Source organism: Deinococcus deserti VCD115 (genome assembly GCF_000020685.1).
Taxonomy (GTDB): Bacteria; Deinococcota; Deinococci; order Deinococcales; family Deinococcaceae; genus Deinococcus; species Deinococcus deserti.
The window spans coordinates 2,619,855-2,643,407 of sequence record NC_012526.1 but is presented as its reverse complement, the minus strand read 5'-3'; the positions used below and the strand labels follow the sequence as shown (position 1 = coordinate 2,643,407).

Below are 23,553 nucleotides of genomic sequence, written 5' to 3'. Positions count from 1 at the left end.
GTCCTGTGTGCCCTGGTGATGTCGTGGAGGGGAAATTATGCGTCCTGGGGGCAGAGAACAGGCTGATGTCCCTGTTGAATGGGGAGTTCTTGTCCTGCTGTCTCTCTCTGGGAGCATCCGGAGTCCGCGTGGCCAACTGTGCTTGACAGCATGGTTCATCAGCGGTACGGTTCAAAGCCGAGTGAACTGATCGGATTAATTTAGTTTATGTCTGCGGACAGGTCTACCTGCCCGTGTCGCCCTCTCATTGTCAAAAAGCAGGTGCACTCATGTTCCAGTACAGCCTCGTCTTTCTGCTGCGTCTTTCCTCGCCTGTCCTGCGATCAGAGCCCATCTCCCTGCCGGCAGGCCAGCCATGAACGAGCTGATCCTGACCGCACAGGTGCCTACAGACGCTGTCACGCTTGGATTTCTTCCGGCGGCCCGACGGCTGGGCCTCAAGCCAGTCGTGCTGACCAGCCACCCTGACGAGCACCGGGCGCAGTACGGTTCCTGGGGTTCCGAGCGCCCCGGGGTCATCAGCTGCCATGTTCCCGATCCGTTCGCCGTGATTGCCGAAGTTTCGCGCCGGGAACGCCCCGCAGCGATCTTCAGCAACAGCGATCATCTTCAGGCCGCAACTGCCCTGGCGGCCGAGTATTTTGGTCTGCCCGCCAAGAACTGGCAGGCCGCCTGCCGGGTCAAGAACAAGGCCGAAATGCGCGCCTGCCTCACCCGAGCGGGCCTGGACGCCGTGTGGTTCGCCGTGCTGAGCAGCCCCGACGACCTAAGCGGACTACAGGACATTCCTTTTCCCTGTGTCCTCAAGCCGCGTGAGGGCATTGCCAGTGAGGACGTCACCCTGGTCCGTGAGCGCACTGCTCTGCAGCAGCACTGCGAGGCGTTCTGGAAGGCCCAACCAGGACGCGCCCTGATGGTCGAGGAGTTCCTTGACGGACCGCTGCACACCCTGGAAACCCTGGGTGACGCGCGGCGGGTTCAGGTGCTGGGCAGCTTTGCCACGGCGCTGGGCGCCCCACCGCACTTCATCGAGACGCGGCTGGACTGGCGCCCCCTGGACGCCAGGGTGCAGGCCCAGGTTCTGGAACAGCTTGACTGCCTCGGCGTGGGCTTTGGCGCCTGCCACACCGAGTTCGTGCTGACGCCTCAGGGTCCCCGCCTGATCGAGGTGAACTACCGGAACATCGGTGACCAGTGCGACCTGATGCTGCAGGACCTGCTGGAAATCCCGTTGTTCGAATGGGTGCTGCGTGCACACCTGGGCGAGACGCTGCCGGATCTGCCCGCAACCCGCCGCACCGCCACCGTGCGCTACTTCTGCACCCGGCAGGCAGGAACGCTGGTTCAGGCTCCGGCGGCACAGGACGGGCGCGCCGGTGAGGTGGACCTGACCTACCGGCCCCTGCGACATCCCGGCGAGCGGGTGCCGTTGAGCCACACCAACCGCGATTATCTGGGGGTGTTGCGTGCCGTCGCGCCGCTGGGCGCCCCGCTCGACACTGCAGCCGATGCCTTCGGCGCGGGCCTGCACTGGGAGGTCCGCGCATGAGGGCTGCTCCCCACACGCACGAGGCCTACATGACCCGCCGGGTGGTTGACGCCCTGCTGCGTGAGAACGTGCGTGGCTGCCTGAACGCCTCTCGGGTCACGGACGGCCGTGATCTTCCCTTCGCTCAGGACATCTCGCCGGAGCTTCAGGACGGCAAGTGGCTGACGGTTCCCCACTGGACAGGCGGAACGCTCTACTTCGCTGTTCGCCGCGCGCAGTATCTCCAGGACTGGGTCCTGCGCGCGCTGCCGGTGATCTGGTGTCAGGCAGGACAGCCGAGAGAGCTGCACGGCGCGCTGGACATTCTGGCGGCCTTCCGCGCTGGCCTTCCGGCGCAGGAGGCACTGGACTTCGCTGCCTTTGACGAGGAGTACCGCACGGCCGTGACCCAGCGCTGGCTGGTGGAAGATGAGCATGCCAGCCTGCTGTCCACGCCGCCCCAGATCCCCACCGACTGGGGCGAACGGACGCTGCATCTCGACCGCCTGGGAGCCTTCCTGGATCACCCCGTGTACCCCACGGCCCGGGCCAAGACCGGCTTTGGGGCCGCCGACCTGCGAGCATACGCGCCGGAATTCGCCCCGGTGTTCGAACTGCGCTGGCTTACGGTGCCGCGCGCCCGCGTCCAGGAGACAGGCGAGACCAGGCCCCTGGGATGGCCGGATTTTGCGCAGGTGGGCCTTCCGGCAGAACTGGCACACTCCCATGTGCTGCTGCCGGTTCACCCCTTCATGTGGGGCGGGCGGCTTGAGCTGCTGCTGAAGGAAAGCGCTCTGGACGCAGAGGTGGTCGCCGCGCCCAGAGCGCACCTGAAGGTCAGCCCGACCCTGTCGGTCCGGACCGTCGCGCTGGTGGACGAACCGCACTGGCATCTCAAGCTGCCGCTGGACATCAGCACCCTGGGGCTCAGGAACCGCCGCTTCGTGCATCCCGGAACACTGGGCGACGGCGCGCGGATGCAGGGCGTGCTGGGCGAGATTCTGCGCCAGGAAGGACTGGAGCACACCGTGCTGCTGACCGACGAGACGGCCAGCGGACATGCCGGCGAACGCTTTCTGGCATACCTCCTGCGGCGCTACCCGCAGGCCACGCAGGAGGGCACCCTGGTCACGGTGGCGTCTCTGCTGGCGCCAGCGCCCGGTGGGGGTACGGTTCTGGACGGCCTGCTGCGCGAGCACTACCAGGGAGACTTCGGTGCCTTCTGGGCCGAGTACGCGGACCTGACCCTGCGGCTGCACCTGACGCTGTGGCTGCGGTACGGCGTGGCGCTGGAGTCCAATCAGCAGAACACGGCGCTGGTCCTCACCTCCGGCGGGCTGCGGCTGCTGCTCAAGGACAACGACTCCCCGCGCGTGCTGGCTGAGCGGCTGGCCGGGATCCTGCCGGAAGCTGCTGCGGCGCTGGCCGGGTTGGATGACCAGCGCATTTTCGTGGACGGCCCGGAGCCGCTGGCCCAGATGTTCACGACCATTACGCTGCACCTGAACCTCGCTGCCCTGGTGCATGGCCTGGGCCGCCCGGACCTGTACCGGGACCTCAGACGCCGCATCGAGCACCTGATTGACGAACTGAAGCTGGAGCGCGCAGAAGTAGAAGAGCATGTACTCGATGCCCCGCGGCTGCCGGTCAAGTACATGCTCAGTGCGGGAAGCCTGCTCAGCAAGGCGCGCAGTGGGGCAGCGGACGTCAACAAGTACTACGGCCTCAGCGGCCCCAATTACCTCCGGTGAATGCCCGGTTCGCCTGGGTGGTGGCCGGCTGCCATTTCATCGCGGCCTTCGCGGCGCTGGGCCTGCCTCCATTCTTTCCGCTGATTCTGGAACGGTCGTTGCATGACCCGGCTCCAGCGCTGGCCGGCTGGCTGTATGTGCTGCCCACGCTGTGCGCGGCGTTCAGCGCGCCGCTGTGGGGGCGCCTGGCTGACCGGTATGGGCCCCGGCCGCTGTTGCTGCGCGCTCAGCTGGGGCTAGCCCTGAGTTTCCTTCTGACCGGGGCTGCCCGCACCCCCTGGGAATTTGCTGGTGCGCTGGCCCTGCAGGGTGTGCTGGGCGGAACGTTTGCCGCTTCAAACACCTACCTTGCGGCGCTATTGCGTGGCCCGGACCTCACGCGCGCCCTGACGCTTATGCAGGGATCAGCCCGCGCCGCGCTGGTTGTCGCTCCGGCCACGCTGGCGCTGTTTGTAGGCAGCCGCTCACCGCTGGGCCTGTACACCGCGCTCTCCGTGTTGCCGCTGCTGGCCGCTCTGCTGCTGTGGCGTCTGCCGCCGGTGGAGCACAGCCAGCCGGAAGCGAACCCGGAATGCCAGATTCCGGTCACTCAGGCAGCCGGGGCTGCGCTGGTATTCACGCTGGAGGCCGCGTTTGTTTTTGCCACCATCGTGACGTTCCCGTACTTCATTCCCTATGTCCGGGCGCTGGAGTTCTCTCCGGCACTCTGGGGCGCTGTGTTCGCCGTGCCGCACCTGGTGTACCTGCTGTTCGCCCCCGTAGCGCTGCGCCGCCTGCGCGCGGTGACCCCACTGCGCGGCCTGACCCTGAGCCTGGCGGCGCTGATGGTATCGCTGCTGGGACAGCTGACACCCTTCCTGAGTCCCATGGTCGCCTTCCGCGTACTGATGGGTCTGGCGATGACCGGCTTCTATGTCTGGCTCCATGTGCTGGTGGTGGGTCTGGCGCAAGACCGGCAGGCCGGCCGCCTGTTCGGCACCTTCGAGGCTGTCTCCAAGCTGGCTGCGGTTTTGGCAGGTGTAACAGCGGGTCTGGCTGCGCCGCGCCTTGGTCTGCACGCGCCCTTCGTGCTGGGTGCCCTTGTCCTTCTCCCGGTCGTCACGGTCCTGCTGGTCCGTGGCTGGCTGCCCCGAAAAAGGAATACGTATGCTGCCTGAACTCCCCAGGACCCCGGCCCACGAAGCGGCCCGTCACGCCCTGCACAACCTCCTGAACTGCTACCTGCGCGAGGTGGCTGGACCTGCCGGCCAGACCTCTGTTCATCACCGATCTACTGTGCATCAGGGGCCGGGCGAAGCGCATCTGGAAGCGCAGCTGCCGGATGCCGGCGCCGAGATCCGCGTGCCGCTTGAACATGCCAGCCTCACGGGAAACCACCGGTATGGGATGCCGGCGCAGTTCCGTCAGCCGGGCGGCACATGGCAGTCCCTGGACTGGGAGACCTTTGCCCAGCTGGTCACGGCTGACCTGGCGGCCCGGACCGGCACGCCTAACGATGAACTGCTGTCCCAGATTCGCCAGAGCGTGGAGATGACCGAAGCGGCGCTGTCTCACGCCGGGGCCCCGACTTCCGGTGACACGCCGCTGGACGCCTACCTTCGCTCCGAGCAGGCGCTGAAGGTCGGCCACCGGTTTCATCCTGCGCCCAAGAGCCGTTCGTGGGGAGACGCAACGGAGGCATGGAGCGCCTACGCTCCGGAACTCGGAGCCCGCTTTGCGCTGCATTACTTCGCGGTGCGCCGTGACCTGATTATGCAGGACTCCATGCTGGCGCAGAGCACCGCAGCGCTGGTGCGCCCGGCGCAGACGCTTTCCCTTCAAGATGATTTTGTGCTGGTGCCCACCCACCCTGGTCAGGCCCGGCTGCTGCGGGAGTGGCCTCAGGTGCGCGCCGCCCTCTCACGTGGAGAGTTACAGGACCTGGGACCGCTCGGGCCGGAGTTTTCGCCCACCGCTTCGGTACGGACCCTGATGCACCCGGACGTCCCTTTTTTCTACAAGTGCTCGCTGAATGTCCGGATCACCAACTGCGTGCGCAAGAACGCCGAGTATGAGCTGGAAGGCGCCGTTCACCTCAGCCGGGTGTGGCAGCAGGCCGAGCCTGAATTCACGGCCCGGTTTCCGCACACCCGCGTTCTGCTGGAGCCCGCGTTCCTGAGCGTCCGCCTGGGCGACACGGCAGCGCAGCAGCGCGAGACCATTGAAGGTTTCGGCCTGATCCTGCGTGAGCAGTTCACGGCCTACCTGCAGCCGGGTGTGACTCCGCTGCTCTCGGGGGCCCTGTTCGGCAATCCATCCTCGGGCCTGCCGGGACAGCTTGAGCAGGCGGCGCTGCTGACCGGTCTGCCGCCGCGCGAAACAGCGCTGGAATGGTTTGCCGCGTACCTCGACCTGCTGGTGCCGCCGGTGCTGCACGCCCTGTTCGCCCACGGGGTGGTGTTCGAACCGCACCTGCAGAACGTGGTGGTCGGGCTGCGGAACGGGTGGCCCACGCAGGTCTTTCTGCGCGACCTGGAAGGCACCAAGCTGATTGCCGGACGTGCGCCTCAGGCCTGGTTCGAGGGGGCCAGTGACCGCGCGCGGCAAGCGTTTACGTACAGTGCCGAGCGGGGCTGGCAGCGCGTCGCGTACTGCCTGCTGGTCAATCACCTCACGGAAGTGGTTGCCGAACTCGCGGCGTTTGCTCCTGAGTCCGAACTGTGGCCGGTCCTGGCCGCTTCGCTGCGGCGCTACCAGCGTCAGCACGGCACTCCGGCCTCTGCCCGCCAGATTCATGGGCTGCTCTCAGGCGCACCCTGGCCGGTCAAAACCAACCTGCTGACCCGCTTTGCACGGCAGGCCGACCGGGAAGCGCAGTATGTACCGCTGCGCAGTCCACTGGCGCACCTGGTGCCGGCATGAGGGCGCCCGACCGGGTGAGGGCAGCCGCGCTGAAGCTGGCGGCCACGACCCCTGAGCCCATCAGCGCTTACGTGTACGATCTTGCGGCGCTGGACGAGCACGCCGCGTGGCTCCGCGCCACCCTGCCAGCAGCATGCGAGCTGTTCTACGCTGTCAAGGCCAATCCTGAACCCCGAATTCTGGAAACCCTGGCGCCCCACGTAGACGGCTTCGAGGTGGCGTCGGGCGGGGAGCTTGCGCAGGTGTCTGCCCGTTTCCCGCAGGTGCCGGTCATCTTCGGTGGACCAGGCAAAACCGACAGCGAGCTGGCACAGGCGCTGGAAGCCGGCGCTGAGGTTCTTCATGTGGAGAGCCGCAGTGAACTCGAACGCCTGGCCTGGACGGCCCGGTCCAGGGGACGCGTGGCTGCGGTGCTGCTGCGGGTCAACCTCCGTGTCGGGGACCTGCCCGACACGCCGCTGACCATGGGCGGGCGTCCCACGCCGTTCGGCATCGACGCTGCCGAGATACCCGGCTGTCTGGCGTGGCTGGAGCAGCATCCGGAACTGCAGCTGCGCGGCTTTCACTTTCACCTGCTGTCGCATCAGCTTGATGCCCGCGCTCATCTGCGGCTGCTGGCTGCGTACGCCGAGCAGGTGCGCGCCTGGCAGAGCCGCTATGGCCTGACGACCGACCTGCTGAACGTAGGCGGCGGCATCGGCGTGAACTACCGCAACCCGGCGCAGTCTTTTGACTGGAGCACCTTCTGCACCGGAATGCAGGCCCTGACAGCCACCCTGCCGGGGGTGCGCTGGCGCCTGGAGCTTGGGCGCTTCGTTACCGCCGGGTGCGGGTACTACGCCATGCAGGTAATCGACCTGAAGCACAACCTGGGTGAAGCCTTCGTGGTGGCCAGGGGCGGTACCCACCAGTTCCGCACGCCGGCAGCGCAGGGCCATAACCATCCCTTCGAGGTGCTGGCGGTGGATTCCTGGCCCCATGCCTATTCCCGCGTTGAACTGGCCGGAGGTTTGGTGACAGTCGTAGGACAGCTGTGTACTCCCAAGGATGTGCTGGCGCGGCGGGTGCCAGTCGGACGGGTCCGGGCCGGCGACCTGCTGCTGTTCTCGCTGGCGGGAGCCTACGCCTGGAACATCTCACACCAGCAGTTCCTGTCACACCCCGCGCCTCAGATGGTGTTTCTTGCGGTGGACCAGGGAGGACCGGTCCAGCAGGAGGGCACACGCAGGGAAGAGCTCTGCTGAACTGGACACAGGTGCCGCAGAAGGTCGGGCTGCGGCACCTGTGCTGCTTGGCATTTTGCCCTGGTCAGCTGGCCAAAACTTGCAGGTCCTCCACCTCGCCTACCAGTTCGAGTTCCTGCAGCCTGCGGGCAACCAGGGACCGGTGGCACTCGTGCGGATCGGCTTCATAACACAGCAGGGCAACCCGACTTCGGGCTGCCAATGCAGCCAGTTCGGTGAGCGCCTCGCCCTGGGTGGCCAGATGCAGGGTGTACCCGGCTTTCAGGGCCGCAAAATCCCTGTTCAGTTTGTAGGCCTTGCGAATCCCTGGCGGAGTGCCGAGTGCCCGCAGGTGCCGGTATGCGATGCCCTGCTGTGCCAGGGCCATTCCAAGCGCGGTTTTGCTGTAGCCTCTGCGCCGGCTCTGGGCGCGCTCACGGGTATCCACCACGACCTGAACGCCAGCAGTTCGTAAGGTGTCAAGAAAGTCATGCAGATCCGCGTCCTCGTAGCCGATGGTCAGCAGCCTGGGCAGGGTCATGGCTTCAGGGTAGGGGTGGGGCCGCCGCTACAGAGTGTCCTGGGAAGCGTTTTTATTTGAGACTCCGATGGGCACAGGAGCAAACAGGGCTTAGGGGCAGATGGTGGCTCCTGATTTGCCTGTGCTTCAGTGTTGCTGAGTCGTAAAGGGTCCAAGGATTTCCAGGCTGCGAGAAGCCTGGCAGGGGAAACGGGAGGCTGGAGCCGAGGCCTGGATTTTCACAGAAGCGCATGCATTCGCTGGCTCGACAAGCAGATGTCCCGGGCGGAGCAGGCTTCAGCCGAAACGATGCCTGGGGGCACGTCCTACAGGCTGAAGCCTCAGCTTTTATCTTGAATACCTTTTCCTGAATCTGACCCGTCTGTCGATATGCATCTTCTGTCTCTCGGAATTCACTCTTAAATTATTCGTCCCAGACGTAACTTTAGCCGCATCTACAATTCTGGAAACGTTTTCTTATTGACAGTTGGCGGGAGGCCTGTTACTTTTACAGCACGCAAACTTATTGATAAAGGCGGATAGCGAAAGCTCTCTGGCATGGATCTCTATTCCATAGCTTTACGACTTGAATTCTTGTCGGAGATACATATGGTGCCGCATGGTCGTTTTGTGTATGACAGGATCCTCTGTTTACTTGCTTTGTTGCCTGATTTGTCTCTTTTCTGGGAACGTAGCTGCTGAGGATCTTATTTAATGCACCAATTATGATCTTGACTGGATCTCCCGAATGCTCTTTAACAGTCTTCGACCGAGATACAAATTTAGTAATTTTCATAAGGGGGTTCGTTGATTTAGATTCCGCGCAGATTTCGTTCTTGTTTACCTATCAGCAAATTGGAGAGGGACAGATGAAGGATCATTCGAATGGTAAAAAGCACGGTACTCGACACGTCCATGAACGGACCTCCCGGCTTCGCGGACTTCCGCGGCAGATTCTGCTCTGGACAGGTCTGGCGACTTTTCTGAGCGCCTGCGGACAGCCGTCCCCCATAAGCGACAACCCCGCCGACGACGGGAAGCTCCAGGCCGCCGGAGTGGGTTCTGTGGAGGGGCGCGATCTGGGCCCCCATGTCACCATCTTTGACCCAGGTATGCCAGTCAGTCACATTCAGGCTGTCCTGGACGCAACCTACGCCCGGCAGGTCAACAACGAGATGGGCACCGAGCGCTATGCGTACTTTTTCCGGCCTGGGGTATATGGCACTGACACCCAGCCGCTACAGATCAAGGTCGGGTACTACACCGAGATCGCTGGCCTGGGGGCGTCCCCTGAAGACGTTGTCATCAACGGCAAGGTCGAGGTCTACAACCGCTGCCTGGGGGAGAACGGCACCAGCAACTGTCTGGCACTGGTCAACTTCTGGCGCACACTGTCCAACCTGACTGTCAACATCAACGCCAGGGGTCAGGATGGCTGCCGGGCCTCCGCGAACTTCTGGGCTGTATCTCAGGCGGTCTCGGTGCGCCGTGTAGCAATCAATGGCGGCAACCTGTCTCTGATGGACTACTGCACCGCTGGGCCCCAGTATGCCAGTGGGGGCTTTCTGGCTGACAGCCGCGCACAGACCGTCATCAACGGCTCGCAGCAGCAGTGGCTGACACGAAACAGCAACATCGGTGCCTGGTCCAACGGCGTGTGGAATCAGGTCTTCGCCGGAGTCATAGGTGCGCCGTCAGAGGCCAAATTTCCTACCGAGCCCTACACGACCCTGGATACGACGCCCCTTAGCCGCGAAAAACCCTTCCTGTACCTGGACGCCCAGGGCCGGTATCAGGTCCGTGTGCCTTCAGCCCAGACCAACACCCGGGGAACCTCGTGGGAAAACGGTATAACTCCGGGCCGCACCGTGCCACTCAGCGAATTCTTCATCGCCAGGCCCTCGGACTCCATCCAGGTCATCAATGCGCAACTGGCGCGTGGCCGGAACCTGCTGCTGACCCCTGGAGTTTACAACGTAGCGCAGAGCATTCTGGTCAAGCGGGCCGATACGGTGATTCTGGGCATGGGTCACGCGACGCTGACTGCCATGAACGGCTCGACGCCTCTGCAGGTAGCGGACGTCCCCGGGGTCATCATTGCCGGGGTGACCATTGACGCAGGCAGCATGCTCTCGCCGGTTTTGTTACAGGTCGGAAAAAAGAATGGCAACAAAGGTGCAAAGAAGAATGATCCTGCCAATCCAACTACCCTGAGTGACGTGTATTTCCGCGTGGGTGGTCCGCATGTCGGAAAGGCCGCAACCAGTCTGGAGATTAACAGCGACAACGTGCTGATCGACCACACCTGGGTGTGGCGTGCCGATCACGGCATCGAGGGGTTCTCAGGCGACACTGAGCGCTGGAACACGAACATCGGCCGCAATGGAGTCATCATCAACGGCGACAACGTGACCGCTACGGGACTGTTCGTCGAGCACTTCCAGGAATACAACACCATATGGAACGGCGAAAATGGCCTGACAGTGCTGTACCAGAATGAGTTGCCGTACGATCCACCGACTCAGGATGACTGGAGCCATGACGGGGTGCTTGGCTGGGCCGGGTACAAGGTGGCAGATCACGTACAGACTCACCAGCTTTACGGCGGCGGTGTATACGTATTCAACCAGAACAATCCGTCTATCCGGACGGAGAACGGCTTTGAGGTCCCTGCAGCACCAGGGATTCGACTCCACCACATCATGACTGTGAATCTCAGTGCCGGGACGATCAATCACGTGGTCAACGGCCTGGGAGAGGCAGCCACCAGTGAACCCGGGCATATTGGTGTGCCGGTTTATCTGCGCGACTACCCGGTGAGATAGCCCTTCACCGAAGCTGCCACACCGGGCAACGTGGGCCAGAGCACATCAGCTCTGGCCCACGGGACATGCTGAACACTGTGAGGAACAGCATCCTGGAACATATGAAGGATATTTCACAAAATTGCCATTTCCCACAATTCAGATTTACGATTCCTTTACTATGAGATATGCCTCTGACATTTCCAAAATGGCCTTTGTCGACGCACAATCCTGTTCCGCCTCGCGCGCAGCTGTCCCGGTTAAATGACCGCTTTGAACTGGACTTACGCGAGGCACTTAAGGATCTGCCCTTTACTGTAGAGAGCAATATGGTCCTGTCGGATTTCGTGGCGCTTACGGTTGAGCCAGGAAAGTCCAGAGGCGAAATCACGCGTGAGGCGCGCAAACGACTGGATTTTGTAATTCTTACCCAACGTCCTGCGTTTCCAGTGGTCGCCATTATGCTTACGAACCGTGACTATGGACGTGACCGGCGTGCCCCTCCTGCAGTCTCAGCAAACGTTGAAGTCAACAACAATGTAATGGTGACCCTGTTGCACCTGAATCCCAAGTCCATGGAAGGTTCTGAGGTAATCCTTGAGGTCCTCAAGCCGTATCTCTGAAAACTGACTTCAACAGAAATTTCCCCTGTGGCCACACTGGACAGTCTGAACCCTACTTTTCAGCTCTGCAAACCATCGTAGCTACCGTTTTTGTAAAGAGAATGATCTTCAGAAATAACAGCAGCCACCGAACTCTGCTGGCCGAGCATATCCGCTCCAGCAGTTGAACAGAAAGCCAGACCGCAGATTGTCTCACGGCGTGTCCAGATCGCTGCAAAATCATATTTGTCGGATGTACTGAAGTCTTGGGTACAGCGATCATTACCGCCGGAGAGTCTGGCCAGAGCCAGGGACCTTACTACCCTTACTACCGTGACTACGCCCGATGCATGGCCAGAAATGCTTGCGTGGCAAAACAGCTCCACTTGACAATCATGGCGCTCTGCAGACGCCCGGACGTATGGAAACGCCTCCTGTCCCCTGTAGCATTCCAACCAGCGCAACCCGGATGCGTGAACCGTCAGTAGGGATGAACAGCTGCGCGTGAATTGTCTGCCGACTCTGACAGACGGCCCAGTAGCGCCGCACAGGCGGATTCACACTGCCGGCAACTTTCGGCACACACGGTGCAGTGCTGCATATTCATCTCGGTGCCGTGTCGTTCGCATTCGTCTCCACACGCTTTACATGCCGTCATGCAGGCCTGCAGCTGTGCCCGTAACATTGTCTGATCCGGAGAGGTCAGCCGCGACAGGATACGTCCGGTGGCCGCACAGACATCAGCGCAGTCCAGATTCATTCGGATACAGCGGAGAAGATGCGTCAGGTGCTCCGTCTCGGCCAGGCAGGCGTCGGCACACGCCCCGCAAATCTGAGCGCACTCCATACACGCAGCAATACATTCTGCCAAAGTGTCCTGGTCAAAAAGGCTCTGGGGTTGCGGGTGAGCAGACAGCATGGTCTGTATCCGGGTTTTCATGGGCAGCCTCCTGGTGCAGAGCGGGAGCGGATGTTCCCTGGCCGTGATCCTTCTGGGCGCACCGAAAAACGGTGGACGTGCCCCGCATGGTAGTAGGAGAAAAGAGCTGAATGCAGTAAAGAATGGAAAGACTCAAGAGAGGGTGAATGGTTGTCGCGTGATGCTGGGCTCAAGACACCGCACGCTTCCAGGGCGGACCAGCGCCCGGACTTGACGCCTGAGCTTTGTGTCCCCGCCTGTTACGTGAGAGGAGGCTGGCAACTTGCGTGAGCGTATAAGCGCATCTCAGTGCTCCTCTGGCCTGACCTGCGAAAGGGTCTTAAGGTAAACAACCCACGGCGCCGGTTATAAGGGTGTCAGTGTCAGATAACTATCCTGAGGAATGCATATTGAGCCCGACGCCCCTCAAGTCTCGGTTGCTCCTCAGGACCGGTTGGGGGAGCGGCTCCAGGCTGCAGAGCGGCTTATTTATTCAGATGCCGAGCAGGCCAAGGCCGACCTGCTGGAAATTCAGGCGCTGGCCCAAGCCGCCGGCGACCTCTCCAGCGAGGCTATGGCAGTCATGCTGCAGGGCAATGCGCTGTTTTTCCAGTCGCGGTTTCAGCAGGCCGACGCCTGTAGTGTCCGGGCAATTGAGCTGGCGCAGGTATGTGGCAATCAGATGATTCATGTGCGGGCACTGAACGTACTGGGAATCAGCGCCGCTATGCAGGGCGATTACACCAGTGCCATGGAGTATTGCCTGGAGTGCCTCAGGATCGCAGAGGCCATAGGTGATGAAGGCAACCAGGGCCGTGTGCTGAGCAATATTGGTGTTCTACGCATGAACATCGGTGAGTACGAAGCGGCGCTGGAGGCCGTGACTCAGGCGCAGCAGATCGCTGTGCGCCAGGAAAATGTGGTCGCATATTCAGCGTCAACAATCAATATCCTGGTGGCCCACTATTACCTGAAACAGTACGACCGGGCGCTGGCCCTGGCGGCCCAACATCTGACGGAGGTGCGGAAGTACAACCTGCGTCAGAACGAGGTTGTGATGCAGGCCTACGTCGCCCATGCACTGTTCGAAACCGGGCAGTTCCAGCAGGCTGCTGATCTGGCCACTGAGGTTCTGCCGCTGGCAGAGGAAGTAGGCAACCAGGAGCATGTGGTCAACCTGCGCTCGGCGTATGGCCGGGCCCTGCATGCCCTGGACCGGCACGATGAAGCTGCTTTCCAGCTTGAAACTGCCCTCGGGGTTGCCCGGGAGCGGGAGCTCCGGGCGCTCGAGCGCAACATCCTGGGGTACCTCAGCGAACTCTGCGCCTCCCGAGAGGACTGGCGGCTGGCTTATGCCTATAGTCGCCAGCATCAGGAACTCCAGCGGGTCCTGCATACCCAGGACAGTGAGCGCAGAAGCCGGGTTCTGAGCGTGCAGATGCAGGTGGAGATGCTCAAACGTGAGGCCGAGCGTGAGCGCCAGCGCAATGCCGAGCTTTCTCAGGCCAATACTGCTCTGGAGCAGGCCCAGCAGCATCTGGCCTACCGCGCCACACACGACGCCCTGACGGGCCTGCATAACCGCGCTCATTTTCAGGCCGAGGCTGAACGCCACCTCGCTGACCTTTCCGGCGGCGAGCTGGGCATGCTGTTTATCGACCTCGACCGCTTCAAGCAGGTCAACGATACCCTCGGCCATGACGTAGGAGACGAACTGCTCGATCAGGTCGGGCAGCGCCTCAGGAACGTGGTGCGTACCGGAGATCTGGTGGCGCGGCTGGGGGGCGACGAATTTACGTTGCTGCTCCCCGGCCTGCGAGACGCTTCAGACGCTGAGCGCGTGGCGCGCAAGGTACTGGCCAGTCTGGCCCAGCCCTTTCAGGTGGGCGGGCATAAGTTGCATATCACGGGGTCTATCGGGGTAGCAGTTGCGCCTCAGGACGGCATGGACATCACCACCATGCAAAAACATGCCGACGTGGCCATGTACCGCGCCAAGCATGACGGCAAGAATGCGGTCCGGACCTACTCTGCCGGTATGGGGGATGAGACGGCTGCCCGCATGGACCTGGAGCGCGATCTGCGTGAGGCGCTGCGCAACGGAGAATTCGTTCTGCATTATCAGGGGCAGTTCGACGTGGCCAGCGGTGCGCTGAGCGGCTATGAAGCACTGGTCCGCTGGCAGCACCCGGTGCACGGCATGATTGCGCCTGGCCGGTTCATTCCGGTGGCCGAAGACAGTGGCCTGATTGGTCCGCTCGGAACCTGGGTGCTGCGCGAGGCCTGCCGTCAGGCCCGGGCCTGGCGGGCCGATGAACGGGGGCTGACCATGAGCGTAAACGTCAGTCCGGTGCAGTTCGACACCGCTGATTTTGCCCGGCTGGTTCAGGAAGCCCTGGAGGAGGCCGGGATCAGGCCGGAATGCCTGATGCTGGAGCTCACCGAAAGCACGGTGCTGCGTGATGTTGCATCGGCAACCCAGCAGCTGCAGCGCCTGCGCGCGCTGGGGGTCAGGATTGCGCTGGACGACTTCGGGACCGGGCAGAGCGCCCTGAGCCTGCTGCGCCACATCCCGATTGATCAGCTCAAAATTGACCGTTCCTTCCTGCCAGGGCCGGACGACACTGACGAAAGCGCTCAGGTCTTTCTGCGCCTGCTGGTCATGCTGGGCCAGGCGCGAAGACTCAATGTCGTGGCCGAAGGGGTCGAGAATGCCGAACACCAGGCGCTGCTCAGAGAAATGGGCTGTCCTACTGCGCAGGGATTTTACCTGAGCCGGCCACTTCCGGCGCATCAGGCCACGGCCCTGTTGCCGCAAATAGCGGCACCTGCAGCCAGAGCTGCGCCCGAACTTCATATGGCGTCTGACTGATTGTGGAAAGCGGGTCTCGTCAGCTTGAGGCCCGCATACATCGTTGTACCCGGCATTTCCCGGCTTCCGTGAGATAAATACAAGAAAGGCGGGCGCCATATCCGGCGCCCACCTGTTGCCTGCTCTGTGCTGCGCTCAGGCGAACTGCTGACGCATCAGCAGGATCTTCAGCTCGTGTGGGCTGGTCGCAGAAGCCATGGCGTCCTCTTCACTCATCATGCCTGACATCACCAGGTTGCCCAGATGCTGGTCGAAGGTGTGCATGCCGCGCAGGCCACCTTCCAGCAGGGCCTGCTTGATTTCCTCGGTCCGGTCGGGGTCCTTGACACACTCGCGCACGGTTGGCGTGCCCAGCAGCACTTCCATGCCCAGCACACGGCCTCCGCCCAGTTTGGGCAGCAGGCGCTGGCTGACAATTCCTACGAGACTTTCCGAGAGGCCCTGGCGGATCTGTTCGCGCTCGTGCGGCGCGAAGAAGTCGATGATGCGGTTGACCGTCCGGATGGCGTCTTGGGTATGCAGCGTGCTCAGCACCAGGTGACCGGTCTGAGCGGCCGACAGCGCAGCTTCCACGGTTTCCTTGTCGCGCATTTCGCCGATCAGGATGACGTCGGGATCCTGGCGCATGGCAGCGCGCAGGCCGTTGCTGAAGCTCATGGTATCGCTGCCCAGTTCACGCTGGCTGATCATGGCCTGCTTATCTCGGTGCAGGATCTCGATAGGGTCTTCGAGCGTGACGATATTGACGGCCTGGGTTGCATTGATGTAGTCGATCAGGCTGGCCAGGGTGGTGGTCTTGCCCGAGCCAGTCGGTCCGGTCACCAGCACCAGTCCGCGTTCCTGGGCCCCGAGGTGCTCAAAGGTTTGCTGGGGCAGGCCCAGTTCCTCAAAAGTGGGAATGGGTTTTGTCTCAATGACGCGCATGATCAGCCCCAGGGTGCCGCGCTGGAAGTAGGCATTGACCCGGAAACGGGCCAGCCCAGGAATTCCATAGGCGAAGTCGGCCTCGCGGGTGGTGGTGAATTCTTCCCACATGCCGGGGCGCGCCATCATTTCCCGCGTAAATTCCTCAATGTGTTCGGGCAGTAGTTCGGTATTGCCGAAGCGCTTGATTTCGCCGTTGACCCTCCCGGCTGGGGCGCTGAAGGACCTCAGGTGAATGTCACTGACCCCCTCTTGGACTAATGTGCTCAGAATGCTGTTCAGGACGCTCATCTTGGCCTCAGGGTAAAGAAGGGGGTCTTACAGGAATCATCCAGGTTGCCACATGGAGGCTCAGTTTCCCAGGCCTTCAGGCTCACGGTTTGAGCGCAGCCGGCGGCTTTCCAGATCGCCGTGCTGGGTCAGGTAACGCACCCAGGCCTTGGCCGTCAGCGGTCCCAGACCATTGTGCTCCACCGTCAGACTGTCGTCCGGAGGCGTGACATGCAGCTGGCGGACCAGCTCGACCGTACCAGCGCGAACCTGCGAAAGCAGTTCACGCAGTTCCCGGAGGCTGGCGTCCTGGGGCGGACGGTACTGCCGGGCTTCGTCGCGCTGAAAATCCTGCTGACCCAACGCAGCTTTCAGCCGTTGCTGCCCCCAGCGTTCGATGCTGATGATATGCCCCAGCAACTCACGGTTGGCGGGGGTATCGGCGGCCCGCGCTGCCCGGCCAGCCAGGAAGGTTCCGGAGCGTTCCAGGCTCTGACCCAGTTCGGTGTAGCTGCTGCGCCCGGCCGGGGCCTCGAGCACCCGCGACACCATGAAGTCCTTGACGTCGTTCTTGCGCACCCGCGCCAGGTAGGCTGCTCCGGCTGCCACACCGACGGTGGCGACCGTCACGACCGTAGGAACAATGGCTTTTTTCCGGCTCATATTCCCGAGTCTAAAGAGGGGCTGCTGACGGCAGCCAGTGGGAATGTCTTGGGATTCTGCACACCGCCGGGCATACCGATCAGCGCCACCACCGAGTCGGGCAGGCACGGCAGCTGCGCCGAGAGCATCAGCGGGTGGGCCAGCGTGAATTCAGGAAGGTCCAGATGCAGGCCACGCGCGGCCCAGCCGAATCCTTTGCCCAGCCGCCCACCCTGTCTGTCCACGGCCACACTTCCCAGGACCACGCCCTGGGCCCCATCGGGACGCAGAACCGGCTCGCCATATTCCGGCAGGGCACTGAGTTTCGCGCCGCCCGGGTCAGTCACGCGCCAGTACCAGCCCGCCTTTTTCTGGTGCGGCACGTACAGCGTGACGCCGGACTGAAGGGCCAGTTTGCGCAGGGGATACAGCGCCCGTTCCGGCCCCACCACCAGCACCCTCAGCGCGGCAACGTCCGGATGGCGAAGCAGGTGCCCGGCTGCCGCCCGCGCACCCTTGAAATTCGGATGATGCCCGTGGGGCGGCAATGGATAGCTGCACTGCCCTTCGCGCATCAGGGTGGTCCACACCTGCTCGCGCCAGGCGCCGGGAGTCACCGCATAAGCAGCATGCGTCATGAAGTCAGTGTACGGGGCGCTCTACCATGGGTCCATGACGGTCTTACGTGTCGCGGCGGGTGCCTATCCCATCGACTTTCTGGACGGCTGGGCCGCGTTCGAGGCCAAGCTTGACCGCTGGGTTGCAGACGCAGCCCGGCAGGGCGCCCGTCTGCTGGTGTTTCCTGAATACGCCGCGCTGGAACTGATCAGCCTGCTGCCGGCCGAACTGCACCACGACATCCACGGAATGCGCCCTGCACTGCAGGCTCTGCTGCCGGAATTTCTGGCCGTGCACGCGCGGCTTGCCCGGCAGTATGACGTGGCCATCGTGGCCGGAAGCGTGCCGGTGGACGCCGGGGACGGCACGTTCGTCAACCGCGCCTATGTGTTTGGGCCGGACGGCGGGTACAGCCATCAGGACAAGCTGCTGATGACGCGCTTCGAGGACGAGGAATGGGGCATCGCGCCGGGCAGAGGCGTGCGGGTCTTCGAGCTTCCTCTGGTGGATGGGGAGCGTGTGAAGTTCGGGGTTGCCATCTGCTACGACAGCGAGTTCCCCGGACTGGCCCGCGCCCTGGCCGAAGGGGGCGCAGAAGTATTGATCGTGCCCTCGTTTACCGGAGCCCGTGCCGGCTACACCCGCGTGCGGGTGGGCAGCATGGCCCGCGCCCTGGAAAACCAGCTGTATGCGGTGCATGCTCCCCTGATTGCTGACGCGCCCTGGACCTACGCCGTGGAGGACGCGGTGGGGCAGACCGGCGTCTACGCCCCCGCTGACAACGGTCTGCCGGACGACGGCGTGGTGGCGCAGGGGGAGTGGAACGCACCTGGATGGCTGGTGACCGACCTGGATCTGCGCCTGACCCGGGAGGTCCGGCGTGACGGCCACGTTCTGAACTGGCGCGACCGCCACGCTGCCCAGAACCGGCCCACCCCAGCCGAGCATGTGCCGCTGGGATCTGCGGTCCATGCCTGACGACCGGCTGAGTGACAGCCTGCTCCAGGTGAGGCTCCTGGACACTGCGGACGCTGCGGTCTACCGTGAAGTCCGTCTGTCCGCCCTGCGCAGCGACCCGCTGGCCTTCCTGACCACCGCAGACGAGTTTGCGGCCCGTTCGCTGGACAGCGTGGCCGACCGCCTGACCCCCTCGGACACAGCTACCAGCTTCGGGGCGTTTCTGGACGGCCACTTGGTGGGCCTCCTGACCCTGGCGCGCGAAAAGCCGGCCATCTTTGCCCACCGGGTCAATGTGTTCGGGGTATCAGTGCTGTCCAGTGCCCGCGGGCGGGGGTGTGGGGACGCGCTGATGCGGGCGGCGCTGACCCAAGCAATGACCTGGGCGGGCGTGACCAGTCTCCATCTGGCCGTTATGGACACCCAGCACGCCGCTCGGCGCCTGTACGAGCGCCATGGTTTTACCGTGTGGGGCACACAGCCTGACGCCGTGCGCCGGGACGGTCAGGTTCTGAGCGAGCATTGGATGTGGCGGGCGCTGCAGCCTTAACGCGCAGGGATGGTGCCTGACCTGTTGCTGCGGAAAACCAGCCCCCCCTTCAGTCCGAAGACTGCAAGGGTCTCAGAACGGTTGCTCAAACGGAGGAACAACCGCCCTCATCGCCTGCGGTTTTTTACAGCCAGCGCATGGTAAAAGCGCGGGCAAGCGCCGGCTGTGCCGGGGAAGCCAGCAGACCCCTCAGCAGCTGCTCGCGTGCCTGACGGGCAAACCCACGTCCGGGCCGGCCGAACAACATGTTCAGCTCAGCCTGCCGGGTGGCGAGGCGTGCCGCGCGTTGGCGCTTCCGTTCATAAATTCCCATGCGTCCAGCGGCCAGAGAATCCTGAGCGGCCTCCTGAAGCAGTGGCGCGAGGGCGTCGGCATCCAGCCAGCCCAGGTTCATGCCCTGCCCACCGATGGGGCTGACCTCATGGGCGGCGTCGCCAATCAGCAGTACCCGGCCCCTTACCATGTTCCGGGCAGCATGGTGACGCACCTCAAAGGCGCTGAGCATGTGACATTCCCCTGCGGGCAGGTACAGCCCCGTCCGTTGCCGGACCAGCGTGGTCAGCTCGGCCGGTGCTTCCCCGTGAAGCAGCGTATCTGTGCGGACCACCCAGCGCCTGAGCCCGGCAGGCAGGGGAAAGGACTCCACCACCCCGGCTTCAGCCAGATAAAGAACAGCTGCCTGCCGGAAGGCTGTGGTGTCCGGGAAGTCTCCCATCAGGTACTTGTCCGGATAGGTCCCGCCTGGATAGGTGATGCCGGCCAGGTGCCGCACCAGACTGCGGCGCCCGTCTGCCCCCACCAGAAAGCGGGCCTGAAGGGTTCTGGTCTGCCCCTCGGTCCGGGCGGTCACGCTGACATGCGAGCCCTCATCACGAAATGCCTGCACCTCTACACCCCGGTGCAGGGCACCCGGGGCCAGCGCTGAGAGCCGCCCCTCGAGAATCTGCTCGGTCTGCTGCTGGGGAAGCGAGAGAATAAACGGAAAGGCAGACGAGGCTCCCTGAAAGCTGAGTTCTCCCAGCAGGCCGCGCTGGCTGCGGACGATCCCACCGGTCATGCGGACTCCGGCGTCCAGCAGTGGTTGACTCAGGTTCAGCCGGGCGAAGGCTTCCAGGGATGGTGGATGAATGCCAATGGCGCGTGAATGAGACCCAGGTGCGAGGCGGCGTTCGAGCACCTGAAAATTCATGCCGCGCGCAGCCAGCAGGCAGCCCAGGTACAGGCCGACAGGCCCTCCACCCACGATCAGCACGTCAAGCATGGGGGCGGTAGGTCAGCAGGTTGCGGAAGGGAAACTGCCGCCGGGCCACCCAGCCCGGAGGGGCCAGCGCGGCCAGTTCCGCCTGTGCATAGCTGCGGCGGATCGACAGCAGCCCGTCCTCATGGATGAACGATCCTGGGAAAACCCACGCGGTTCCGGTCCTGAACGCCGCGTAGGCCAGGGCGCTGCGTTCAATGTCGTTATGGATCACCAGCTCACGGCACAGCTGCTCGCTGTCCTGCAGCAGGATGGTCAGCTCCTCGGCCGTCAGGTGGTGCAGCAGATGATTGGACGTGATGAAGTCAAAGTGCCGGTCCTCCCGCACGAGGTCGCTGCTGAGGGCCTGACGGAAGCGCACCTGCGGATGGGCAGGCCGCGCTGAAGCGTAGGCGACGGCGCGTTCATCGGCGTCTATGGCGGTGATGTCAAGCTTCAGGCCATCCTGCCGGGCCCAGTGGGCCAGCCGGAAGGGCACGTCCCCACCGCCGCACCCGATGTCCAGCAGGGTGCGCGGGACCACGGGCGAAAGCCCAGGCCGCAGGTCCCGGATGTAGATTCTTCGCCACCCGGACACCAGCGCGTTGATGACGCCGAACTGGGCGTATGTGCGCCGCAGTTTCTGCGGGTCACAGTCCGGCTCGTCCATACGTTCGCGCAGCCAGGCTGCCCGCCGGGATAAATCCAGCTTCATCAATCCAGCCCGGACAACTTGGTCAGCAGGCCCGATTCCACAGTCAGGCCCGGGCCGAAGGCCAGGGCACCGATCCGCTCCTGGTCCGAGGCGCTGGCCAGCAGATCCGCCAGGATAAACAGCACCGTCACGCTGCTCATGTTGCCGTACTGACGCAGCACCTCCCGGGACGGCCGCAGTTGCAGGTCGCTCAGCTCCAGCGTGGTCTGCACCTTGTCCAGGATGCTGCGTCCACCGGGATGGATCGCCCAGCGATCTACCGCACTGTATGGGCCGCCCGCCAGGGCCGGATCATGGGCCAGCAGCGGCGCCAGGGCGTCCTGAATGTGCGACTCGATGATGGCCGGAACGTAGGTACTCAGCACCATGTCATAGCCCTGGTCGCCGATGGTCCAGGCCATATCGGCCTCGCCGACACCCACCGGGGTCAGGGTGGTTTCGAAGTGATCCATGCGCAGCACCGGAGTTCCCGGGGCGGGTGGCCGGGCCGTGACCAGGGCAGCGGCGGCGCCGTCGGCGAACACGGAATTGGCGATCAGCGTGTCCGGGTCCCTGGCCGAGTGCATATGAATAGTGCACAGCTCCGCGCACACCACCAGGACCACAGCTTCCGGGTCGGCCTCACAGAAGGCCCTGGCCATCTTCAGGGCAGGGAAGGCCGCGTAACAGCCCATAAATCCGACATGGAAGCGCTGCACGTGCGGCGCAAGGCCGAGTGCACGGACAATGGCGTAGTCGGGGCCGGGGGCAAAAAATCCTGTGCATGACACGGTCACGACATGGGTGACATCCGCAGCACTCAGGCCCGGCGTGGCAGCCAGGGCCTGCCGGGCTGCCTGCACGAAAAGCCTGGTCGCCTCCACGGTGTAGAAGTCGTTGCGAACCCCGGTACTGGGCGTCCGCATCTGACCCGTAGTGTGGTCGTAAAACAGGCCCGGTCCTTCATCGTCTGTCCCCAGGAAGTCCTTGACCACGCTGTAACGCTGGTCGATCCCCGAGGCGTTGAAAATGCTGGTCGTGAGGCGCTGAGCAAGGCGGTCGAGTTCAGGTTGCGCCCGGATCAGGTCGCGGATCATGGACTGCGGGTAGGCCGTTTCCGGGAGTGCTGTTTGCAGAGCGTGGAGGTAAACGGCCATACCTCACCCTAGGGGGGCAAGCTGATTGTTTCCGCTTGGTTTCTTAAAGCGGCCTAGGGCAAGGAGTCGTGCTCTCAGCGGAAGGTGAGTGGGGCCGTTCGCCGGAACTGCGTACACTCCCAGCTGCGAGCTCTCCCGCAGTTCTACCGGGAAGCAGGGACGTGCGCTGTCGTTTGCGGGTCATACGACGACTGGATGCGGCGGAACATTGCAAAGAACCATTGAAACGCTGTGTCCCCATGGCGTTCCTCGCAGCTTCGGGGTGAATCCATCTTCACGTGGTCCGCCAACGCCTTTACCCACCAGTTCGTACGGTGAACGGATGAGTCGGGCCAATCATCGAACTTCGCCGTCATTCCGGACTGCTGCTTTGGGCAGTGCTGCTGCCATGACGCTGACCCTGGCGGCGCGTGCGCTCCAGCGGGCTCACGCACGCGGCGCCCTGAGAGACAGGGTAGTGGTGATCACCGGGGCGTCGAGTGGCATAGGGAGGGCGGTCGCTCTCGAGTCCGCGGCCCGGGGCGCCAGGGTCGTCCTTGCAGCGCGGAACGTGGAGGCTCTTGAGCGGGTGGCGCAGGAGGCGCGGGAGCTTGGCGGCGAGGTGCTGGTGATGCCCGCTGACGTTCGTGAGCGGCCGCAGGTCGAGCGTCTTGTTGAAGCGGCCGTGAACCACTTCGGACAGATCGACGTGATGTTCAACAATGCCGGGCAGTGGTTCATCGATTCTGTCGAGCACAGCGATGAAGGCCGAACCCGTGACCTGATCGACCTCAACATGATGGGCGTCCTGTACGGGGTGCAGGCCGCCGTGCCTGTCATGCGCCGCCAGGGCTTCGGGCACATCATCAACACCTCCTCGGTAGAGGGGCGCATCAGCTTTCCCTTCACGGGCGTGTACGCCGGGACGAAAGCCTTTATTGAAGGCATGACGCAGTCTCTGCGTCAGGAACTGATGCACGTCGAGAAAACCGGGATCAAGGTCAGTGTGCTGCTGCCAGTGACGACCCGGACGGCAATTTTCGATAATGTCGCGAACATCAAAGCAGGCGGCTTCGGTGCGCATATGAACGAGCCCGTACAGGAGGCTGCGTACGTCGCTCGTGGCGTCGTGGACGCGATGGAGGTCTACCGGCCCGTCATTCTGCCGTTCACGCCGATCAAGAGCCTGATCCTGTTCTATGACCTGTTCCCGGACTGGGCCAACCGTCTGCTGACCCTGGTGCGTGTCGACGAGCCCGCATCTGTGCTCAGCCACGCGCAGCGCGGAAGCCACCCGGAAAAGTCCCCGCATACGCCGGTGGTCAGGTCTGGCGAAGCAGGGAGCTAACGGAATCAGGCGTGTTGCACAGCTATTTTCGCTCCGAGTTTCATACGTTGTCCAGGA

General features: G+C 63.3%; 19 protein-coding genes. 11 read left to right on the top strand and 8 right to left on the bottom strand.

Going from position 1 to position 23,553, the window contains the following annotated elements; all coding sequences use genetic code 11:
* Positions 1–355 precede the first annotated feature (355 nt).
* From DEIDE_RS12560 to DEIDE_RS12540, 5 genes are read left to right on the top strand one after another with little or no spacing between them, the layout of a single operon-like run.
* Entirely contained in the window at positions 356–1,549 is a 1,194-nt protein-coding gene (locus tag DEIDE_RS12560; RefSeq protein WP_012694342.1) for an ATP-grasp domain-containing protein, read from the top strand.
* Positions 1,546–3,279 (top strand): IucA/IucC family protein, encoded by a 1,734-nt coding sequence (locus tag DEIDE_RS12555; protein ID WP_041227270.1) that lies wholly within the window; start codon positions 1,546–1,548, stop codon positions 3,277–3,279. Before DEIDE_RS12560 ends, DEIDE_RS12555 begins: the two co-directional genes overlap by 4 nt.
* A complete protein-coding gene (locus tag DEIDE_RS12550) occupies positions 3,276–4,436 on the top strand; it encodes an MFS transporter (protein WP_012694340.1) in 1,161 nt (386 codons plus the stop codon). The genes DEIDE_RS12555 and DEIDE_RS12550 overlap by 4 nt, the downstream gene beginning before the upstream one ends.
* Positions 4,426–6,180 carry an IucA/IucC family protein gene (locus DEIDE_RS12545; RefSeq protein WP_012694339.1) on the top strand — a complete coding sequence of 585 codons (1,755 nt, stop codon included), beginning with the start codon at positions 4,426–4,428 and terminating at the stop codon, positions 6,178–6,180. The genes DEIDE_RS12550 and DEIDE_RS12545 overlap by 11 nt, the downstream gene beginning before the upstream one ends.
* Positions 6,177–7,424 (top strand): type III PLP-dependent enzyme, encoded by a 1,248-nt coding sequence (locus DEIDE_RS12540; RefSeq protein WP_049760483.1) that lies wholly within the window; start codon positions 6,177–6,179, stop codon positions 7,422–7,424. Before DEIDE_RS12545 ends, DEIDE_RS12540 begins: the two co-directional genes overlap by 4 nt.
* A gap of 64 nt (positions 7,425–7,488) precedes the next feature.
* On the opposite strand, the gene DEIDE_RS12535 is transcribed toward DEIDE_RS12540, so the two are convergent.
* Positions 7,489–7,944, bottom strand: coding sequence for a DUF488 domain-containing protein (locus DEIDE_RS12535; RefSeq protein ID WP_012694337.1), 456 nt, complete (start codon positions 7,942–7,944; stop codon positions 7,489–7,491).
* A 1,043-nt stretch (positions 7,945–8,987) separates the two neighbouring features.
* Here DEIDE_RS12535 and DEIDE_RS12530 point away from each other — a divergent pair.
* Together DEIDE_RS12530 and DEIDE_RS12525 are read left to right on the top strand one after the other, a co-directional pair.
* A complete protein-coding gene (locus tag DEIDE_RS12530) occupies positions 8,988–10,748 on the top strand; it encodes an adenylyl cyclase (protein WP_242402918.1) in 1,761 nt (586 codons plus the stop codon).
* Positions 10,749–10,915: 167 nt separating this feature from the next.
* Positions 10,916–11,350, top strand: coding sequence for a hypothetical protein (locus DEIDE_RS12525; protein WP_012694335.1), 435 nt, complete (start codon positions 10,916–10,918; stop codon positions 11,348–11,350).
* Between the two features lie 460 nt (positions 11,351–11,810).
* On the opposite strand, the gene DEIDE_RS19895 is transcribed toward DEIDE_RS12525, so the two are convergent.
* Positions 11,811–12,248, bottom strand: coding sequence for a four-helix bundle copper-binding protein (locus tag DEIDE_RS19895; RefSeq protein ID WP_476696198.1), 438 nt, complete (start codon positions 12,246–12,248; stop codon positions 11,811–11,813).
* 403 nt (positions 12,249–12,651) lie between these two features.
* Here DEIDE_RS19895 and DEIDE_RS12520 point away from each other — a divergent pair, with 403 nt between their 5' ends.
* Positions 12,652–15,120: an EAL domain-containing protein gene (locus tag DEIDE_RS12520; RefSeq protein ID WP_083764261.1), complete on the top strand. Its 2,469-nt coding sequence runs from the start codon at positions 12,652–12,654 to the stop codon at positions 15,118–15,120.
* 135 nt (positions 15,121–15,255) lie between these two features.
* On the opposite strand, the gene DEIDE_RS12515 is transcribed toward DEIDE_RS12520, so the two are convergent.
* From DEIDE_RS12515 to DEIDE_RS12505, 3 genes are read right to left on the bottom strand one after another with little or no spacing between them, the layout of a single operon-like run.
* The gene (locus tag DEIDE_RS12515) at positions 15,256–16,335 is read right to left on the bottom strand and encodes a PilT/PilU family type 4a pilus ATPase (RefSeq protein WP_012694331.1); all 1,080 of its coding nucleotides are present in this window, start codon (positions 16,333–16,335) and stop codon (positions 15,256–15,258) included.
* Between the two features lie 60 nt (positions 16,336–16,395).
* Positions 16,396–16,977, bottom strand: a complete 582-nt coding sequence (locus DEIDE_RS12510) for a DinB family protein (protein WP_012694330.1) — start codon at positions 16,975–16,977, stop codon at positions 16,396–16,398.
* A complete protein-coding gene (locus DEIDE_RS12505) occupies positions 16,974–17,594 on the bottom strand; it encodes a 5-formyltetrahydrofolate cyclo-ligase (RefSeq protein WP_049760482.1) in 621 nt (206 codons plus the stop codon). Before DEIDE_RS12505 ends, DEIDE_RS12510 begins: the two co-directional genes overlap by 4 nt.
* Positions 17,595–17,628: 34 nt before the next feature.
* Here DEIDE_RS12505 and DEIDE_RS12500 point away from each other — a divergent pair, with 34 nt between their 5' ends.
* Both DEIDE_RS12500 and DEIDE_RS12495 read left to right on the top strand, forming a co-directional pair.
* Positions 17,629–18,552: a carbon-nitrogen hydrolase family protein gene (locus tag DEIDE_RS12500; protein ID WP_041227268.1), complete on the top strand. Its 924-nt coding sequence runs from the start codon at positions 17,629–17,631 to the stop codon at positions 18,550–18,552.
* A complete protein-coding gene (locus tag DEIDE_RS12495; RefSeq protein ID WP_012694327.1) occupies positions 18,545–19,081 on the top strand; it encodes a GNAT family N-acetyltransferase in 537 nt (178 codons plus the stop codon). The genes DEIDE_RS12500 and DEIDE_RS12495 overlap by 8 nt, the downstream gene beginning before the upstream one ends.
* 124 nt (positions 19,082–19,205) lie before the next feature.
* Here DEIDE_RS12495 and DEIDE_RS12490 read toward each other — a convergent pair whose 3' ends face one another.
* The 3 genes from DEIDE_RS12490 to DEIDE_RS12480 are packed head-to-tail and all read right to left on the bottom strand — an operon-like array spanning position 19,206 to position 22,169.
* Positions 19,206–20,342 (bottom strand): FAD-dependent oxidoreductase, encoded by a 1,137-nt coding sequence (locus DEIDE_RS12490; RefSeq protein ID WP_012694326.1) that lies wholly within the window; start codon positions 20,340–20,342, stop codon positions 19,206–19,208.
* On the bottom strand, positions 20,335–21,033 hold the full coding sequence (locus DEIDE_RS12485; protein ID WP_012694325.1) for a class I SAM-dependent methyltransferase: 699 nt from the start codon (positions 21,031–21,033) through the stop codon (positions 20,335–20,337). Before DEIDE_RS12485 ends, DEIDE_RS12490 begins: the two co-directional genes overlap by 8 nt.
* A complete protein-coding gene (locus DEIDE_RS12480) occupies positions 21,033–22,169 on the bottom strand; it encodes a type III polyketide synthase (RefSeq protein ID WP_012694324.1) in 1,137 nt (378 codons plus the stop codon). Before DEIDE_RS12480 ends, DEIDE_RS12485 begins: the two co-directional genes overlap by 1 nt.
* A gap of 388 nt (positions 22,170–22,557) precedes the next feature.
* Here DEIDE_RS12480 and DEIDE_RS12475 point away from each other — a divergent pair, with 388 nt between their 5' ends.
* Entirely contained in the window at positions 22,558–23,496 is a 939-nt protein-coding gene (locus tag DEIDE_RS12475; protein WP_012694323.1) for an SDR family NAD(P)-dependent oxidoreductase, read from the top strand.
* Positions 23,497–23,553 lie beyond the last annotated feature (57 nt).